This window comes from Dysgonomonas gadei ATCC BAA-286, assembly GCF_000213555.1.
GTDB classification, from domain to species: Bacteria; Bacteroidota; Bacteroidia; order Bacteroidales; family Dysgonomonadaceae; genus Dysgonomonas; species Dysgonomonas gadei.
Genome location: NZ_GL891987.1, coordinates 26,916 through 41,475 on the forward strand (window position 1 = coordinate 26,916; position 14,560 = coordinate 41,475).

At 40.0% G+C, this 14,560-nt stretch carries 28 protein-coding genes and 1 tRNA gene; 25 read left to right on the top strand and 4 right to left on the bottom strand.

Annotated features, from left to right (window positions below; genetic code table 11):
* Positions 1 to 290: 290 nt before the first annotated feature.
* On the bottom strand, positions 291 to 701 hold the full coding sequence (locus HMPREF9455_RS20805; protein WP_006800646.1) for a hypothetical protein: 411 nt from the start codon (positions 699 to 701) through the stop codon (positions 291 to 293).
* A 117-nt stretch (positions 702 to 818) separates the two neighbouring features.
* Here HMPREF9455_RS20805 and HMPREF9455_RS15355 point away from each other — a divergent pair, with 117 nt between their 5' ends.
* From HMPREF9455_RS15355 to HMPREF9455_RS15465, 25 genes are all read left to right on the top strand, one after another.
* Positions 819 to 1,004, top strand: a complete 186-nt coding sequence (locus HMPREF9455_RS15355) for a helix-turn-helix domain-containing protein (protein ID WP_006800647.1) — start codon at positions 819 to 821, stop codon at positions 1,002 to 1,004.
* Positions 1,005 to 1,009: 5 nt separating this feature from the next.
* Entirely contained in the window at positions 1,010 to 1,180 is a 171-nt protein-coding gene (locus HMPREF9455_RS21425; RefSeq protein ID WP_006800648.1) for a hypothetical protein, read from the top strand.
* A gap of 3 nt (positions 1,181 to 1,183) precedes the next feature.
* A complete protein-coding gene (locus tag HMPREF9455_RS15360; RefSeq protein WP_006800649.1) occupies positions 1,184 to 1,456 on the top strand; it encodes a hypothetical protein in 273 nt (90 codons plus the stop codon).
* A 4-nt stretch (positions 1,457 to 1,460) separates the two neighbouring features.
* Positions 1,461 to 2,426, top strand: coding sequence for a cyclic nucleotide-binding domain-containing protein (locus HMPREF9455_RS20810; protein ID WP_006800650.1), 966 nt, complete (start codon positions 1,461 to 1,463; stop codon positions 2,424 to 2,426).
* Positions 2,427 to 2,554: 128 nt separating this feature from the next.
* Positions 2,555 to 2,932, top strand: coding sequence for a hypothetical protein (locus HMPREF9455_RS15370; protein WP_006800651.1), 378 nt, complete (start codon positions 2,555 to 2,557; stop codon positions 2,930 to 2,932).
* A 40-nt stretch (positions 2,933 to 2,972) separates the two neighbouring features.
* The gene (locus HMPREF9455_RS15375; RefSeq protein ID WP_006800652.1) at positions 2,973 to 3,287 is read left to right on the top strand and encodes a hypothetical protein; all 315 of its coding nucleotides are present in this window, start codon (positions 2,973 to 2,975) and stop codon (positions 3,285 to 3,287) included.
* The gene (locus HMPREF9455_RS15380) at positions 3,284 to 3,490 is read left to right on the top strand and encodes a hypothetical protein (RefSeq protein WP_006800653.1); all 207 of its coding nucleotides are present in this window, start codon (positions 3,284 to 3,286) and stop codon (positions 3,488 to 3,490) included. Before HMPREF9455_RS15375 ends, HMPREF9455_RS15380 begins: the two co-directional genes overlap by 4 nt.
* Positions 3,487 to 3,909 (top strand): hypothetical protein, encoded by a 423-nt coding sequence (locus HMPREF9455_RS15385; protein WP_006800654.1) that lies wholly within the window; start codon positions 3,487 to 3,489, stop codon positions 3,907 to 3,909. The genes HMPREF9455_RS15380 and HMPREF9455_RS15385 overlap by 4 nt, the downstream gene beginning before the upstream one ends.
* Before the next feature lie 43 nt (positions 3,910 to 3,952).
* The gene (locus tag HMPREF9455_RS15390; RefSeq protein ID WP_006800655.1) at positions 3,953 to 4,201 is read left to right on the top strand and encodes a hypothetical protein; all 249 of its coding nucleotides are present in this window, start codon (positions 3,953 to 3,955) and stop codon (positions 4,199 to 4,201) included.
* A complete protein-coding gene (locus HMPREF9455_RS15395; protein ID WP_006800656.1) occupies positions 4,195 to 4,827 on the top strand; it encodes a KilA-N domain-containing protein in 633 nt (210 codons plus the stop codon). Before HMPREF9455_RS15390 ends, HMPREF9455_RS15395 begins: the two co-directional genes overlap by 7 nt.
* Before the next feature lie 16 nt (positions 4,828 to 4,843).
* A complete protein-coding gene (locus tag HMPREF9455_RS15400) occupies positions 4,844 to 5,251 on the top strand; it encodes a hypothetical protein (RefSeq protein WP_006800657.1) in 408 nt (135 codons plus the stop codon).
* Positions 5,235 to 5,621 carry a hypothetical protein gene (locus HMPREF9455_RS21430; protein ID WP_006800658.1) on the top strand — a complete coding sequence of 129 codons (387 nt, stop codon included), beginning with the start codon at positions 5,235 to 5,237 and terminating at the stop codon, positions 5,619 to 5,621. The genes HMPREF9455_RS15400 and HMPREF9455_RS21430 overlap by 17 nt, the downstream gene beginning before the upstream one ends.
* Positions 5,622 to 5,636: 15 nt before the next feature.
* Positions 5,637 to 5,990 (top strand): hypothetical protein, encoded by a 354-nt coding sequence (locus HMPREF9455_RS15410; RefSeq protein WP_006800659.1) that lies wholly within the window; start codon positions 5,637 to 5,639, stop codon positions 5,988 to 5,990.
* Positions 5,959 to 6,273 (top strand): hypothetical protein, encoded by a 315-nt coding sequence (locus HMPREF9455_RS15415; protein ID WP_006800660.1) that lies wholly within the window; start codon positions 5,959 to 5,961, stop codon positions 6,271 to 6,273. Before HMPREF9455_RS15410 ends, HMPREF9455_RS15415 begins: the two co-directional genes overlap by 32 nt.
* Positions 6,270 to 6,923: a hypothetical protein gene (locus HMPREF9455_RS15420; RefSeq protein ID WP_006800661.1), complete on the top strand. Its 654-nt coding sequence runs from the start codon at positions 6,270 to 6,272 to the stop codon at positions 6,921 to 6,923. Before HMPREF9455_RS15415 ends, HMPREF9455_RS15420 begins: the two co-directional genes overlap by 4 nt.
* On the top strand, positions 6,920 to 7,129 hold the full coding sequence (locus HMPREF9455_RS15425) for a hypothetical protein (protein ID WP_006800662.1): 210 nt from the start codon (positions 6,920 to 6,922) through the stop codon (positions 7,127 to 7,129). Before HMPREF9455_RS15420 ends, HMPREF9455_RS15425 begins: the two co-directional genes overlap by 4 nt.
* Positions 7,129 to 7,533, top strand: a complete 405-nt coding sequence (locus HMPREF9455_RS15430) for a hypothetical protein (protein ID WP_006800663.1) — start codon at positions 7,129 to 7,131, stop codon at positions 7,531 to 7,533. Before HMPREF9455_RS15425 ends, HMPREF9455_RS15430 begins: the two co-directional genes overlap by 1 nt.
* Before the next feature lie 43 nt (positions 7,534 to 7,576).
* Complete coding sequence (locus HMPREF9455_RS15435) at positions 7,577 to 8,143, top strand: hypothetical protein (RefSeq protein WP_006800664.1); 567 nt, start codon at positions 7,577 to 7,579, stop codon at positions 8,141 to 8,143.
* A 36-nt stretch (positions 8,144 to 8,179) separates the two neighbouring features.
* Positions 8,180 to 8,356: a hypothetical protein gene (locus tag HMPREF9455_RS21435; protein ID WP_006800665.1), complete on the top strand. Its 177-nt coding sequence runs from the start codon at positions 8,180 to 8,182 to the stop codon at positions 8,354 to 8,356.
* Entirely contained in the window at positions 8,346 to 8,714 is a 369-nt protein-coding gene (locus HMPREF9455_RS15440; protein WP_006800666.1) for a hypothetical protein, read from the top strand. The genes HMPREF9455_RS21435 and HMPREF9455_RS15440 overlap by 11 nt, the downstream gene beginning before the upstream one ends.
* Positions 8,715 to 8,734: 20 nt before the next feature.
* Positions 8,735 to 9,025, top strand: coding sequence for a hypothetical protein (locus HMPREF9455_RS15445; protein ID WP_148401913.1), 291 nt, complete (start codon positions 8,735 to 8,737; stop codon positions 9,023 to 9,025).
* 18 nt (positions 9,026 to 9,043) lie between these two features.
* Positions 9,044 to 9,277: a hypothetical protein gene (locus tag HMPREF9455_RS15450; RefSeq protein WP_006800668.1), complete on the top strand. Its 234-nt coding sequence runs from the start codon at positions 9,044 to 9,046 to the stop codon at positions 9,275 to 9,277.
* A 106-nt stretch (positions 9,278 to 9,383) separates the two neighbouring features.
* Positions 9,384 to 9,986 (top strand): hypothetical protein, encoded by a 603-nt coding sequence (locus tag HMPREF9455_RS15455; protein WP_148401914.1) that lies wholly within the window; start codon positions 9,384 to 9,386, stop codon positions 9,984 to 9,986.
* 23 nt (positions 9,987 to 10,009) lie between these two features.
* Positions 10,010 to 10,198 carry a hypothetical protein gene (locus HMPREF9455_RS15460; RefSeq protein ID WP_006800670.1) on the top strand — a complete coding sequence of 63 codons (189 nt, stop codon included), beginning with the start codon at positions 10,010 to 10,012 and terminating at the stop codon, positions 10,196 to 10,198.
* Between the two features lie 343 nt (positions 10,199 to 10,541).
* Positions 10,542 to 10,757, top strand: coding sequence for a hypothetical protein (locus HMPREF9455_RS15465; protein ID WP_006800671.1), 216 nt, complete (start codon positions 10,542 to 10,544; stop codon positions 10,755 to 10,757).
* An 863-nt stretch (positions 10,758 to 11,620) separates the two neighbouring features.
* Here the strand turns inward: HMPREF9455_RS15465 and HMPREF9455_RS15470 are convergent.
* The 3 genes from HMPREF9455_RS15470 to thiL form a co-directional block, all read right to left on the bottom strand.
* Positions 11,621 to 12,898 (bottom strand): phage integrase SAM-like domain-containing protein, encoded by a 1,278-nt coding sequence (locus tag HMPREF9455_RS15470; protein WP_006800672.1) that lies wholly within the window; start codon positions 12,896 to 12,898, stop codon positions 11,621 to 11,623.
* Between the two features lie 149 nt (positions 12,899 to 13,047).
* Positions 13,048 to 13,120 (bottom strand) — tRNA-Phe (locus HMPREF9455_RS15475).
* A gap of 278 nt (positions 13,121 to 13,398) precedes the next feature.
* A complete protein-coding gene (gene thiL / locus HMPREF9455_RS15480; RefSeq protein WP_006800673.1) occupies positions 13,399 to 14,430 on the bottom strand; it encodes a thiamine-phosphate kinase in 1,032 nt (343 codons plus the stop codon).
* Between the last annotated feature and the right edge of the window lie 130 nt (positions 14,431 to 14,560).

Below are 14,560 nucleotides of genomic sequence, written 5' to 3' on the forward strand. Positions count from 1 at the left end.
TTTCATCAGAGTTTAAGCAGATGGCGATATTATTGGTAGATATGACAATAGAATGATGTATGCTTCCTGACTGTTCATGTTAACATATCATACTTTTCTATTCAATCAATTAACTTCATTTTTTATGAACGATGTTTATTTATCTACCAAAAAAATAAAACTCCTAAAAAAATAGAATGTTAAAATTTTGCTCCTATATTTGTTAAATTATCAATTAATTACTGCATGATAATACACTCACAAGTCTTGCTGACAGGCTCATTTTGTCCTGTCAGGATTTACCCATATCTTCAGCCGAGTGTTCCAGTTTGCTTAATGCCGTTTTGTTCAAGCAGAGTTTTTAGTTTACCTATTTCTTGATTCAATTCAGCTATAACAGCGTCTTTATATTTTATCTGCCTATCGTGCTCAGAGCAATACATTACCTTCCCTTCCTTAATTAAATTTGATATTAGCTTTTCTTCGCTAATGTTAACCGTGTTTTCGGAGTCAATTTTTAGCATTGGCCCCTTACCGATAAGGAGCCACTCAGTGTTTATTTGAGGAAATCTATCTACAATAATGCTGATCCATTTACTCTGGATATCACTTTTATTTGTTATAGCCTTTCGTATAAGCCCATTACTTGCACCTATTTTTTGCTCAAACGCTCTCACACTAATACCCAAATATTCAACAAATTGCTCAATACGTTCAATCATAAGTATAATTATTGCGGATTTTTATCTACAAACGTTTTGATGTTTGAGAAAATTATCTATATATTTGCATAGGTTTCAAATTGAAACTCTATAAAAGTATATATTTTTTTTCAAAATATGGATATAATAAAAGTAGAACATGGGGTTAGCGGCAAGCTGCAGAAGCTATTTGGAGTAAGCGCGCCGACTATACGACGGGCGCTCAGGGGAAATCTGGAGGGCCGGCTTTCGGAAGATAAGGCTCTGCGTATCCGAAAAGCCGCATTAGAAAACGGAGGTCAGATATTATATACTGAAAAATAGAATCCATGAAACCGTCTGATTTGGTAAAAGGAAAGCGGTACAGATATACCGCCAACTGCGAAAGCATCGAAATAACATACCTGTACGAAATTATTAACGGGTATCTCTTCGAGCATGATGGCGTAAAAAGGCCTCTCAGTATAATAGAAGTGAAACTGTACATTGAAGATATATAACCTATGGATATATTCACATTGAAGAAGGCGATAATAGAGGCCAGCGACGTATCGGTACTCGGCGTAATGAAGCAGCTATACCCAGCTTTCGATGAAGTAAAATTCGAAGAAGCTGTGCGTATCGCAGGTAGTGAGCGCTGGCTGAAATACCATATCAAAAAAGGCAATATCACCAAAATCAGGCGTGGTACGGCAAAAAATTCACCCATCTTCTACAGCCGTCGTGAAATCGCAGCCGTGAAGATGGCAGAAGCAGAACTGGCAAAATTTAAATAAACCTATGAGTTATATAAACCTCATTAATGACTTCTGGGACCAAAACGAAATACAGATATTCAAACCTGGAGAACAACGCCTGTATTTTTATCTACTAAAGGTATTTAATAAGAGCGGTTGGAAAAGACAGGTAAACAGGACCAATGCCTTTATCCAGGGTGAGTTGGGAATGTCGTACAGTTCCTTAAAAAGAGCGCGGGACGGACTGAAAGAAAGAGGACTGGTCGATTTCAGATCGCAACAGGGGAAAAAGGATGTTACTTATAGTCTGCAGCCACTGCCGGAAGAAAATGTCCCATCCAATGAGACCACTTTTAGAACTGGTAATCAGTCGGGTACCGCGCCACAGCCTACCGGAAGGGGAAGGCAGAGCAACAGAGCCGGAGCCAGGACATCCCGAACTGGCTCCTCCCCTCCTCCTTCCAGATCTCAATCCGGCGCATACGATCCTGATGGGGATCATCCACCGGATGACGGAGTAAGCCGGAACTGGAATGACCTGAAACGAAACCTAAATGAACTGGGCGTTCCACTTAGCGATTATCAGAAGATTGTACAGCTATCGGATTACGGACGTGTGGGACACCCCGTTTGGAAAGCGTTCCACGAAATAAGCAGGAAGAAAGGCACGAGAGGCGCAATCGAAAGGCCGGGACCATGGATACAGTGGTATATAAACCAAGCTCCACCGACGGCTGCCGAACCGGCCCCGTCGCCTCCACCGGAGGTACCTGATATCCCAGCGGATCGCCCACCTGATGACGGTGCAGAGCGCAACTGGAATGAACTAAAAAACCGGCTGAAAGAATTGAGATGTCCTCCGGCTGCAATAAACCAGATAGCAGCATTATCCGGTTACGGAAAAATCGGAAATCCGGTATGGGATGCACTGGAAGAACTCCGGAATAATGGCAATGATGTTATTGCACCTGGTATGTGGATTATTTCTTATATAAGAGAAAACACCTAGCCAGTCAGGTCATATTTAGTAATATATTATCAATACGTATCCGTTCCCGTACTGGGAGCGAATAGTAGAAAGTATACCCATATGCGAACTGTCACATTTATACATAATATTTTTAATATCAATACAATATGAAAACAATTATCAAAACGGCATCCGTAAAAGTGATGCTAAGTTACGACTACTCGCACTTCGAGGCATCGATGTCCCTGGAGAACGAAAGCGGTCTCACCATGGAGGAGATTGACGACGCCCGGAAGAAATGCCAGCGCCTGGCAGATAAGGCAGTCGGTCAATACAAAAAAGCCAAGGAGATGGCCTCGCAGCGTTCACACGGGGAGTACAGGATGAGAAACTTTGAGGACCAATGTAAATACATCCAGTCCAAAGATGAACAGGATCGCACGGTGGAAGAGATCGCCATGCTGAAGCAATACGAGGACGAGAACTGGCAGGCTCAATTTGAATACCCTTACGACTATGACGATGATGACGACTACGGGTTATAACCGAACCGCAAATTTACGGAGTGACAAAAATAAGAGAATTATGGAATTTGAAGAATTTATCCGGAAAATGACTAAGTCAGCTAAAGACAGCAATGTACACATTATGGCCATAGCATCTGATGGGAAAAGGGTAGTATTCACATATCTGGGAGAACCACCTGTGATAACAGAGGCCGTCGCTATTGCCATGGCTGATTCCCCGAATGCCTGGAACACGATCAAGGATGCCGTGGACCTTATCGACAAACAGAGCATGAAAGTCATGGAGATTAATACTGAAGACGAGGCTAACGATTACCTGATCGACATACACCTGAAAAGTAAAAATCTGAACAATGGCGAGGAAGGCCTATGAGAACACATGAGGTACAACTATTCTTTGCCTTGGCCATGTTTGCCGGCATAGCTGCAGCACTCGGATGGTGCTCAAAGGAGGTTGCTTTGCTGATTGTAATCATCCAGCTACTGGTATTGATTGTGACATTGTTATCGCGGATATATACGGCTATTAATAACCACTCCGCAAATTTGCGGTGTGACAAAAAGGAACAAATATGAAAGGAATAAAAGTTATATGGACAGCGGAAATGCTCGAAATATTAAGGCGTGAATTTCCATCTTCATTCAACAGGGATCTGGCGGCAAAATTAGAGGTATCCATGCGGACGCTGATAAGAAAGGCCCGGGAACTTAATCTGGAAAAAGAGGAGTTCTTCTTAGAATCGAGAAGAGCGGAAATAACCGAAATGGCCCGCAAAGCACATCCGCCCCAATCGACAAAAGGGCTGAAAGGCTGGAGCGTACCGGGAGGGGAGAAATTCAGGTTCAAAAAAGGTCATATCCCGGCAATGAAAACAAATCCGGATGTTGCTGCCAAAGTGCGGGATAAACGGAACGCTACTATCCGTCTTGAAAAATTAAGGCTAAAATATGGCCTGAGAACGATGACTAAACTAAATATTAAGAACTATTGGTAACCATACCGCAGAATTGCGGAATGAAAAAAACAATAATAAGAATATGAAAAAGAAACTAATAAAAGCTCTCGTGTCATTTAAGATTAATAACAAATGGTATAAGCAAGACGAAGAATTCATTATTACTCTGTTAAATACCGGATTTAGCGGAGGGTATGAAAGAAGCTCGACTGATGGAGCTGTTTTAGGTGATGTGATACCACAAGCTATAGTAGAATTCGAAGATGGGGCAATAGCCGTTTTCGAAATCGGTACTGAAATAAGTATTCTCAAAAATGCTGGAATATGTTAACCAAACCGCAAATCTGCGGTGTGACAAAAACAAAGAAAAAAATGAAACAAACGGAAAATGAAATCGCCTTGGTATCTATACCCGGAACAAAAGAGAATATCTTCCGTACCAATGACGACGGACTATTCAATGCATCATCACTGGCCAAAGAGTATGGCAAGGATGTATACGGTTATCTCCGTGGCCAGAAGGTGAAAGACTTTGTGCTCGGTGTCAGCATCGAATATGAACTGGATCCGGAACTGGAATTTACGGACAAAGGCAACATCGTGCGTGTGATCTCCGGAGGTACCGCTCCCGGCACATGGATGCACCTGGATATCTTTATCAAGTTCCTGGGCTGGCTGGATCCGAAACTCGAGCGAGACTTTCTGAAGGGCGCCTTCGCTGCGAACAGGAAGCCGGACGATCCGCTCCAACGACAACTGGCCGAAACGGAAGCTAGGATAAAAACACTCCGGAAGAAACTCTCACGCAATTCCCTCTATAAAGACCTTCTCCGCAAAGAGAAGGAAGCGCAGCAGCTGCAGAAGGAGATCGACAAAGGCCAGAAATCCTGGCGGCAGAATATGCTGAAAAAAGTAAAAAAAGCATTAGATAACCCACACCGCAGAATTGCGGAATGATAAAAAAGGAAAAACAATGACACTAAAAGAAGCACAAAAAAAATGGGATGATGCAATCCAGATGAAGGTAACCCATAAAGCTAATTCCGTATCGGCGGAAGAATTAACTAAAATGGCATCAGGTTCCTGGAATGTACCGATAAAAGTATTATTTGTCAAAATGGGAGTAACCTCCAGCCGGCTAATATATTCCCGCCAGGCAGCCAAAGAAGAAAAACGGCAGTTATCTATGGTTCCCGGGATCAAAGTTATTATGACAGGTGCAGAAGCGGAAATAGAGAACCTTAAGGATAAAGTTTTCGAAGTTACAGCAGGACCGCAAATGATGTGCGGCGATTTGGTCGTATGGCTGGACGGATATTCGGGAGCATATTGTTGTGAATATTTAAAAATTGCAGAACCTAAACATGAAAAAGATCATTAACCGCCTTAAATCTTTCCGGGGCGTATCGTTTTGCCCGTTCAGTCTGAACCTGAATACATTCAACGGTTTCAGTATTTCCATCCTGAAATTCGGTTGGGATTACATGGGTAAAATTTGCATGATCGGCAATACCTGGAGTCTGCTCCATATCGGCTTTCACAACAGCATCGATGATTCCTTTATCTTTTGTATAAATATATTCGGCTGCCGTTGGAAAGTATTCCTGAAACCCAGGATTGTACATGTATGTCCGAATTGCAAATCTAAAATGAACAAATCGACTCCTATCGATGGAGAAGTGCTCTGTGATGAATGTAGCGCATGGATTCCCCTAGAGGAAATTATAGTAACTAAACTTTATAAAGAATAAATCAATTTAAAAATCATGGAAGAAAAAGAATTTACAGGAATTAATATTCCAAGTGACATTACCGATCCTGAGGTAATAGAATACTTCAGACTCATAAATGAAGTTTTTAAAAAGGCTTTTGATAAAAAGCTGCCCATTTTATTATTAGCAGAACTTGATTCAAGCAACGGCATTACTTCAGCTATGGGTTGCCCTCACTGTATTTCCAAATGTATTACTCGTTTTCTGGATTCATACCCAAAAGCTATGGATATTATGATGAATGGTCTGGTCGAGCATATGATAAATAAATATAAGGAATCGAACCCATTGTCTGTAATCGAACAACTAGTCAGAGATGCCAAAAAGAACACTGCAGCAGGTAATTGACGCCGCTAAAGCCGGCGAAGCCGTATCTCCGGAGGAATGCCGGGAAGCTATGCTGGCTTTGCATTCGATGTATACAAAATCACATATGGAGCTCGAAATTATTGCCGATGCAATGATTGATCCCGAAGGCTTATATTATACAGCAAATATGGTTCTCGGTAGTGGCGAACTATTAAGACAGAAACGGGATGTGTACATGAACAGAACGCCGGCAATCTACCTAAAGGAAATGGATATCCGGCAACAGAAAATAACAACGTTTTACGAAAATTTACAGCCATGAAAAAGCCTGATTTATCCTTTAATCACTACTTCCCGTTCTATACCCGGAAGATTACAGGGGTGAAGAAATATTATTATTGCGTTGAAACGGTCATGCATATTTCTGCAGAATTCGGTATACTTATCTCCATCGGTTATAAGCAAAAGAATATGGATAGTATTTGCATAATGCGGATAACTGATAGAACCAATCTGTTCGATATCGCGATAAACGCTATCCATATATCATATACTGACTTTGCCGAAGATGTGAAAACGGCCTACCGGTATATTTCTGCGGCTCTCAGAACCTTATCACCGGAGCCAGCTTACCGTGAAACATTGATGTTATCCACTTACTTTAAATTCAATCCTGTTTTAAAACTGGAAGTTAATCATTGGCACGGGGAAATAAAACTGTCATACGGCAGCTTCGAATATAAGATAATGGATGGGAAAAAGGTTGAAAATAATGAGCCTGTCGATGACGGTTCGGAGGAATATACCCTGCTGAAAAGAGTTTCTGCAGCTGTACGTGTAATCGAAAGCCATCGGACATACCAGGAGATCGCGTCTGACTATTTCGAAAAGCAGCTGGATGACGAATGGGATTGTTACGCCGGATATTTCGCGGCGCCGAAGTGTATACGAAAAAATGAGTACAGGGTATGATTAAAATGGAATTGGATAAAGAGGATTTGATATGCCTTGTTAATGGAGTTGATCTTGGCTATGTTATACCTCCTTTAGCCCGAAAGTGCGGAACATGGACCGGCGGGTTTGTCGATGAATGGAACTGGGATAAAGATAAGCTCAGGAAACTTACTGAAGAACAACTATTGGAAGTATATAACGAATGTAAAAATTTAAAGAAATAATGGAAAAAATTAAATGCATCACGTTCGACCCGGAAGCTCAGGATGCTCTTCCGGAAGAAGTAAAAGCCAGAATGAAGGCCGACCGGGAAAAGGCTATGGCCGAGAGGGATAAAAACCGTATTGAAATCGGTAAATATACTATTACATATAACCGCAAAAACATACCAAAGTTTGTACAACGATTGACGGACAGGGCCATGTCTATGATCGCCGGAGGCGACAGCCTGGAAGAAGTGGATCTGGCACTACGTTCCCATCTGAAGGAAATAGAATACCATGGCAGTATCTATATCAGCTACATGGGAATATGCGAATGGAACGACAGGGAGTCCCTGTATATCCGGAACAGCTCGGGTGATTATACACTAGTGTCGATAAGACCGATAAAGGAAGACCAGGAATGATAAATAACCAAACCGCAGATTTGCGGTGTGAATATGAAAAGGTATGAAAGGCAAAAAATTATATACTGGAGATGTACCTTGCCCTGGATGTGGAAGATCAACAAAGGAGTGCCGGAGACATTATAGGGAATCCATTTGTTTCGATTGTGAAAACGACCTTAGGAAGTATGCTGAAATAAAACGCCGGACAAAAGAACAAAAAGACACCTATGCTGAATTCTCAGTCAAAAACAGCGAATTCGTATATCTTAGCCTTGATCCCGATTATGCAAATTTAATCAGTGCATTAAGATTCTTATTTGAACTTCTTGATACACCTGGTCCGGAAATCGTTAATAGTAATCCAATGGTTAAAGTAGAGCATGGAAAATACTGGAATGCCTCATTTGCCATAATGAGAAGGGTTAATGGCTATGGAGGCTCAACGCAGCATCCCTTTGTTATCCGCGAAGATATTGCCCTGGCATTAGACGCCCTATTGACATGTATAGAAGAATATTCAAAAAAAACATATCAAGCCGGCAAAAAAGATGGAGCTAACCTTCTAAAAAGATTAGGTACTCAGGAGATTACAACGTTTGAGTTTTTGGAAGAAATAAAAAAAAGGTAAAAGGTATTATTATCAAATTTAAATAAACCAAAGAATATGGAAAAAATAACTACCTACGGACCATTCGACCTGACACACGGCAAATGCAAATGCTGCGGGGAGACCTCCTTCGAGATCGTGATCGGGGAGGATATGTGTGCTGACTGCGTACAGATGATCGAATTCGAGGAAATGTGTATGAAAATGATGGAAGGAGGAAAATATGAAATATGAAAAGCCTAAATACCTGGCAGGCAATACAAACACCACACCGCAAAATTGCGGAATGAGTACAAATACACTAAAATCCAACCAACCGACGCCTGTAACATTTACCAAGGTAACGCCCAGACAAGAGAAGTCCTGTGTCTATAATCCAAAGCGCCGGACACAGGAAGAGATCGAGAGCGATATCGCTGCAGTAGAAGCCCGGATAGCCAAGGGCATAGACATCGGTCCGGAATGGAACCAGTTAATAAACCGGTACAACAGCCTGCAGGTAGAATATGATAGAGTATCGGCGGCCAACAATGAGGACTCGGACAGAAAGAAGTATTTGAAAAAGCAACGGGAAAGGACCAGGTTAAGGTAATGCTGAAAAATGGAATTATTATGGAAAAAACAGGTGTTGAATTAATTGCGGAAGAGAGGGAACGGCAAATCGAGATCGAAGGATGGACGGCAGAGCATGATGCAGAATATGTTTGTGGAGAGTTAACAGACGCAGCCGTATGTTATGCCATACGTGGATATTGGAGAACCAGGTATGATAGCTTTTTTAAAATTGTATGGCCTTGGGATCCTAAATGGTGGAAACCTTCGCAAGACGATAGAATAAGAGAACTCGCAAAGGCAGGAGCACTAATTGCTGCTGAAATTGACAGATTGCAAAATAGTATATAATCACCAAAATAATATACCATGAGTACAAACCACACACCGCAAAATTGCGGAATGGATATGGAGAAGGAGCCTGAAGCCGGAATATGCAAAGTTTGCGGCTGTATCGATGATCACGCCTGCTATGATCCGGACTACGGTCCATGCTGGTGGACGGATGAAACATATACTCTTTGCTCACATTGTGCCGGCCCAGAAGATCCCGACAGTCTGGCAGCATTACGATTAATAGAAAAAGAAGAAGATGTCTGGTAAACTTTATTAAAATATGAAGAAATTTAATACAGAAATAACAATTGATGCCACGGCTGCCGAACTGCAGCAGATTGGCATCACCATACCTGATTATTGCGGACAGGCCATGCGCGCCTGGGACTTTAATACGATGACTCCTAACGGGCCATGCGCCAAGGTATATCCGTATTATAGTGAAAATGATTACTTCGAAATCCCTATGCGCTATGTCCGGTTTGTCGACCTTACTATCGAAGAAGCGAGCTTTATTTATCCGGATGCCGTGGAAGCAAATATAACGATGATCTCCGGCCTGAGTGTTGAGAACCATATCCACCGCCTGGAGCGAACACACCTTCTATCAGGCCATTCAAAAACAGTTTGCCACGAAGTATTCGGCTTTCAGCTCCGGGCGATCCTGTCACAACAGGCGCACCGGTACCGGCTGATTGAAAACTTTGTCCAGGAACTTCAGGCTATGAATCTTCAACCTGTATGTGAAAACGAAGGCATCAGGCTGGAATACATTTTTAACGACAGTCTTCAGCCATGGGCCAGCAAACTACTGAATACATACATCGGATTTTGGCGGAGCATAGCGATCAAGGTGGACCATGACCGGCAGACCCGTATTGCCCGGTATTATATCAAGTATCAGCTGATCACCGGCAAGGACCTGACGGATGACGAGCTAATAAGGGCGGTGGAGTATGTGCAAAAGAGGATATAAGGGGCAAACCGAAAATTTGCGGAATGAGGAATAGCGAGTATTTGGATAATAAACAACCAGAAGACGATTTAATATCGGAACTGATGATAGATGATGACGGTAGGCCATACAGAATTGTAGATGGTAAAAAAATCTTTCAGATAGAGGAAAACACACAGCACGATATTGATTTAAATTTAATCCTAAACAGATATAGGATTACAGGAAGATAATAAGTTTTCTCAAGCAATTATGATCTCCCGACTTAACCAGTCGGGAGTTTTTTTATAGTACAATCAAAAATTTATATCATATGAACTTCGTTCATAAAAAACGATGTTTTATGAACGAAGTTTAAACCATAAAAAAGACATATCTGAATAATCTCTGCGCGATGTTTTCCGACGGGGATGAATGAAGTTTGAACGAAGTTTTTTAATAAAGCTGAACGAAGTTTGAGCGATATTTTGTATAAAAAACATCACTCAAAAAGAACGAAGTAAGGATAAGTCAATAATTTTTTAAAATTGATAATATAATATATTATATTTGCAGAAATAAAAAATATATCTAAATATGAAAGTATTTGTTTTCATACAGCAACGTCCATTAAAGGTTAGCACATACACATCTCTTACCGCGCTCTATGAAGCTAACAAATCAATTCTCAGCATCTCAAAATCCACACTGGACAAATGGCAATTCGATTCTTATAACTATGTCAGTAGCCGCTACATAATTGCAAAAACAGAATCACAATCAACCGGGAGTGTACGTAATATCCGGACTTAAATAAAATACTTCGCTTTTTTTGAACGAAGCCAGCAGTAATAATCACATCAGGTATTTATCCAACCGAGCAAAGCAAAATTAAAGGGCTATTTCCGCTCTTTTACACATCATCCGAACAACTCTACCGAACCTGACATGTAAATCAACAGAGCAAGCCGGAAACGGGCAAAAACGCAACACTTATACAAAGTCATTATCCCACTAAATATTTCTTTCAAAAATAATCTAAAAAATAATACCCCCCATCTCTCCTCTTTCGACTTGAAAAGGAGGATAGAGGAGGTATGTCTTAGTCTTATTCTATATAATAATGTGTAAAAACCATAACCTAAACCTTGTGTACAACCAAAAGGTCATCCCCAATATAAATTATAACATCGATTATTTTGAACGAAGTTTAAAAAAGCAATTTATCTTGAAAATACCAGCTATTTTCCAGCGTATTATAATGCTTGAAAACTTACAGTTTTAAGTAAAGTGAACGAAGTTGTACGGGTAAATTATAACTTTAATCAAGGGATGCCGAGTTAACCAGCCGACATAGTTAGGCTAGGGTATACTTGGTATTATTTAAAACCATATTTGACAATATAATAGCATATATTATCAAAAATAATTATTATAAATAATACTGATGATTCTGAGAATTATCTTCAAAGTTAAACTTCGTTTTTTTTGAACGAAGTTACTGAACGAAGTTTTAAAGTCTACACATCGATTTCACAATCAACGCAATTAACACGTAATCAGTATTATTACGAAATTTATTAATTCACCATTATTTTATAATGACGGAAGTTGTTGAATGAAGTTGAACGAAGTTTTTCAACCGAATTAGGTGACGTCTGAACGAAGTTTAATTATCAATCAAAAAACTCCCAGTTGAACTGTGCCAGTACTTTTACATTAGCATTCCATATCACTGACCAATCACGGTCGATGTATATATCTGTTACCTTCATATCTTTATCCGGTGCATGGTTCAATCCCTCATGTACTGTATATTTATCGATGCCTACAGCTGATGAACGAGCAATGGTCGCCCAGGAATGCCGGGCCGCATAAAACTCCAGATCATCGACACCGATCTGTTTGCCTATTCTTTTCAGGCCTCTATTGATTGCTGCATTGAAAATCATATGATTTGTGTAATGTCTGTAGAAGCGGAATAGTTTTTTATCATCGTTATATTTATTGATCAACTTTGTAATACAATCCTCGATTCTCACCCGCATCTCTGCCCCGTCATCGCGACGCCCCTCTGTTTTCTCTCGGTTATAAGTTATTATATTTTTTTTAGGTAATCCGCAATAAAACATATCAGCGCTATTCATTCCTATCAAGGCAAAAGAAAGTAAAAAGCAATCCTTTGCCAGATTGAATCGGTTTGTCCTACCGCCTATTATTTCCTTTTCATATGGAAGATCTATTATCTGCTGTATCAATGTAACCGGTAAGGCCCGCTTACGTGTTTTCGGTTGTGATTTTAACTTATAATTTTTGAAAGGTGAAAATGGAATATTTATTAAGCCTCGATCTTCGTCATTATATTCTTCCTTTGCTTTATTATGTATCGCACGCACACAAGCTAGGTATTTAGATACAGCCCGGCCTCCTTTAGCCTCCAGATCCTTCTTGGTTTTCTTCCTATTATTTCCGCGCTGCGAAGGTTCTGTAGCAATAAACTGTTCGAATTCCCGAAGGAAGTTTGTATTTATTTCGGATATATCCAGACTGTCTCGTTTTATAAACCTTAATAGAGCAGATAACATATTCAGGTAAGTATCACCTGTACCCTTTTTCATTTTTGCTGCTTTTTCTTTTGTATACTGTATAAAGTCCAGATAAAACTTATCGCCACCCTGAAGATGTTTTTTTATTTTAGCGACTAGTTCATCTATAGGTATGTCGAACAATTCAAACCCCAGATTATTACAAGCTTCACGACACTTCTTTATGAGGTCATCACATTTTTCTACTATATTTACATTTTTAATTTTTAAACTCCGGGTGAGATCGTCATCAGTTATATACAGATTCGTAGATATCCGACGTACCTCGCGGTTATGGGTAACACGTATTCTTATATTGTATGTTCCGTCTGCTCGTTTATTTTGAACTTCTGCTTTAAATGTAGCCATAATCACGTAAATTATATGTCAACAATTGCAAACAAATGTAGTTAAAAGTAGATACAAGTAAGCCAATTTTATGATTATAATTTTTTATATGAGAACTCGTAAAATAACAAAACGCCTAAAAACTAATGTCTTAGACGTTCTTTTAAAAGTGGTGCCACCAGGAATCGAACCGGGGACACAAGGATTTTCAGTCCTTTGCTCTACCAACTGAGCTATGGCACCAATGTTTGTAGTTTTGTAGTCTTGCGTTTGCGTGTGCAAAGATAGGATATATTTTACATTTACCAAAAATATCGTATAAAATATTTCAATATAAAGAATCAGAACAAACAAAGCAGAACATAACAATTTTATTATAAGATCTTTATGTAAAGACAATTAGTTCATATCATGTTATCCTCTCCCCGATTTATTGTTTCCTTAACTAATATTATCCCTCAATTTCTTAAGAAAAAGTAACAAAAGTAACAGTTTCTACTATACTCATGGAAGTATTATTTCTACTTCCCTATCGAGTCCCAACCTTGAGCCTTTAGTTCAATTTCGGTTCCGTCACGGGTTTCCATTACAAGGCCTAAACCCTTTTTTGTTATATGTCCGATGATATGGACACCTTTTATCTTCGATACCTTATCATGCAAATACAAAGGTACCGTAAAGAGTAATTCATAATCCTCCCCCCCATTCAGAGCCACTGTCGTTACATTCATATTAAATTGCTCCGCCATCATGGCCGTTTGATAATCTATCGGAACACGTTCTTCATAAATATGGCACCCAACCTTACTTTGTTTACATATATGCTTCAGTTCGGAAGACAAGCCATCCGATATATCAATCATCGATGTCGGCACGATACCTTCTTCTGCCAGAAACTTTACAATATCTTTACGGGCTTCCGGTTTCAACTGGCGCTCGAGTAAATACTCTTTCCCTGTAAAATCAGGCTGAAAGTCTTTTTCTCCACCACCATACACAGCCTTTTCCCGCTCTAATAACTGAAGCCCCATAAAAGCAGCGCCTAAATCACCGGAAACACAGATCAAATCTGTCTCTTTCGCACCATTGCGATAGGATATTCTACTCTCTTCCCCTTCACCAATGCAAGTAATACTGATCGCCAGACCGGTAAGTGATGCGGATGTATCCCCTCCTACTAAGTCTACGCCATACTCTTCACAAGCTAAACTAAGTCCTTCGTAGAATGTTTCCATATCTTCTACCGAAAAACGTTTTGATAAACCTAACGAAACTGTCATCTGTTTTGGCTGACCGTTCATAGCATAAATATCAGAAAAATTGACAACAGCCGACTTGTATCCAAGATGTTTCAATGGCACATACATCAGGTCGAAATGAATACCTTCAAGTAAGAGATCAGTAGTTACCAATGTCTTTTTATTGCCATAAGACAAAACTGCGGCGTCATCCCCTACCCCTTTCTCAGAACTGGTATTCTTAAGTTCAATATTTTTTGTCAGGTGATCGATAAGACCGAATTCACCCAAGCTTGCTATTTCTGTTCGTTTCATTCCTTCAGATTTTGAATAATATACAAAGGTAGATATATAAAAGGTAACAAAGGTAACAACATTTTCGTTTTTTATATTCTGTTACTTTTGAGTCTTCAATCTATTATCTGAAAGACAAGATATCTTCATA

Coding starts and splice junctions, on each gene's coding strand:
- HMPREF9455_RS20805 (WP_006800646.1), bottom strand. CDS start 701: ATGATTGAACGTATTGAGCAATTTGTTGAATATTTGGGTATTAGTGTG.
- HMPREF9455_RS15355 (WP_006800647.1), top strand. CDS start 819: ATGGATATAATAAAAGTAGAACATGGGGTTAGCGGCAAGCTGCAGAAG.
- HMPREF9455_RS21425 (WP_006800648.1), top strand. CDS start 1,010: ATGAAACCGTCTGATTTGGTAAAAGGAAAGCGGTACAGATATACCGCC.
- HMPREF9455_RS15360 (WP_006800649.1), top strand. CDS start 1,184: ATGGATATATTCACATTGAAGAAGGCGATAATAGAGGCCAGCGACGTA.
- HMPREF9455_RS20810 (WP_006800650.1), top strand. CDS start 1,461: ATGAGTTATATAAACCTCATTAATGACTTCTGGGACCAAAACGAAATA.
- HMPREF9455_RS15370 (WP_006800651.1), top strand. CDS start 2,555: ATGAAAACAATTATCAAAACGGCATCCGTAAAAGTGATGCTAAGTTAC.
- HMPREF9455_RS15375 (WP_006800652.1), top strand. CDS start 2,973: ATGGAATTTGAAGAATTTATCCGGAAAATGACTAAGTCAGCTAAAGAC.
- HMPREF9455_RS15380 (WP_006800653.1), top strand. CDS start 3,284: ATGAGAACACATGAGGTACAACTATTCTTTGCCTTGGCCATGTTTGCC.
- HMPREF9455_RS15385 (WP_006800654.1), top strand. CDS start 3,487: ATGAAAGGAATAAAAGTTATATGGACAGCGGAAATGCTCGAAATATTA.
- HMPREF9455_RS15390 (WP_006800655.1), top strand. CDS start 3,953: ATGAAAAAGAAACTAATAAAAGCTCTCGTGTCATTTAAGATTAATAAC.
- HMPREF9455_RS15395 (WP_006800656.1), top strand. CDS start 4,195: ATGTTAACCAAACCGCAAATCTGCGGTGTGACAAAAACAAAGAAAAAA.
- HMPREF9455_RS15400 (WP_006800657.1), top strand. CDS start 4,844: ATGACACTAAAAGAAGCACAAAAAAAATGGGATGATGCAATCCAGATG.
- HMPREF9455_RS21430 (WP_006800658.1), top strand. CDS start 5,235: ATGAAAAAGATCATTAACCGCCTTAAATCTTTCCGGGGCGTATCGTTT.
- HMPREF9455_RS15410 (WP_006800659.1), top strand. CDS start 5,637: ATGGAAGAAAAAGAATTTACAGGAATTAATATTCCAAGTGACATTACC.
- HMPREF9455_RS15415 (WP_006800660.1), top strand. CDS start 5,959: ATGCCAAAAAGAACACTGCAGCAGGTAATTGACGCCGCTAAAGCCGGC.
- HMPREF9455_RS15420 (WP_006800661.1), top strand. CDS start 6,270: ATGAAAAAGCCTGATTTATCCTTTAATCACTACTTCCCGTTCTATACC.
- HMPREF9455_RS15425 (WP_006800662.1), top strand. CDS start 6,920: ATGATTAAAATGGAATTGGATAAAGAGGATTTGATATGCCTTGTTAAT.
- HMPREF9455_RS15430 (WP_006800663.1), top strand. CDS start 7,129: ATGGAAAAAATTAAATGCATCACGTTCGACCCGGAAGCTCAGGATGCT.
- HMPREF9455_RS15435 (WP_006800664.1), top strand. CDS start 7,577: ATGAAAGGCAAAAAATTATATACTGGAGATGTACCTTGCCCTGGATGT.
- HMPREF9455_RS21435 (WP_006800665.1), top strand. CDS start 8,180: ATGGAAAAAATAACTACCTACGGACCATTCGACCTGACACACGGCAAA.
- HMPREF9455_RS15440 (WP_006800666.1), top strand. CDS start 8,346: ATGAAATATGAAAAGCCTAAATACCTGGCAGGCAATACAAACACCACA.
- HMPREF9455_RS15445 (WP_148401913.1), top strand. CDS start 8,735: ATGGAAAAAACAGGTGTTGAATTAATTGCGGAAGAGAGGGAACGGCAA.
- HMPREF9455_RS15450 (WP_006800668.1), top strand. CDS start 9,044: ATGAGTACAAACCACACACCGCAAAATTGCGGAATGGATATGGAGAAG.
- HMPREF9455_RS15455 (WP_148401914.1), top strand. CDS start 9,384: ATGCGCGCCTGGGACTTTAATACGATGACTCCTAACGGGCCATGCGCC.
- HMPREF9455_RS15460 (WP_006800670.1), top strand. CDS start 10,010: ATGAGGAATAGCGAGTATTTGGATAATAAACAACCAGAAGACGATTTA.
- HMPREF9455_RS15465 (WP_006800671.1), top strand. CDS start 10,542: ATGAAAGTATTTGTTTTCATACAGCAACGTCCATTAAAGGTTAGCACA.
- HMPREF9455_RS15470 (WP_006800672.1), bottom strand. CDS start 12,898: ATGGCTACATTTAAAGCAGAAGTTCAAAATAAACGAGCAGACGGAACA.
- thiL (WP_006800673.1), bottom strand. CDS start 14,430: ATGAAACGAACAGAAATAGCAAGCTTGGGTGAATTCGGTCTTATCGAT.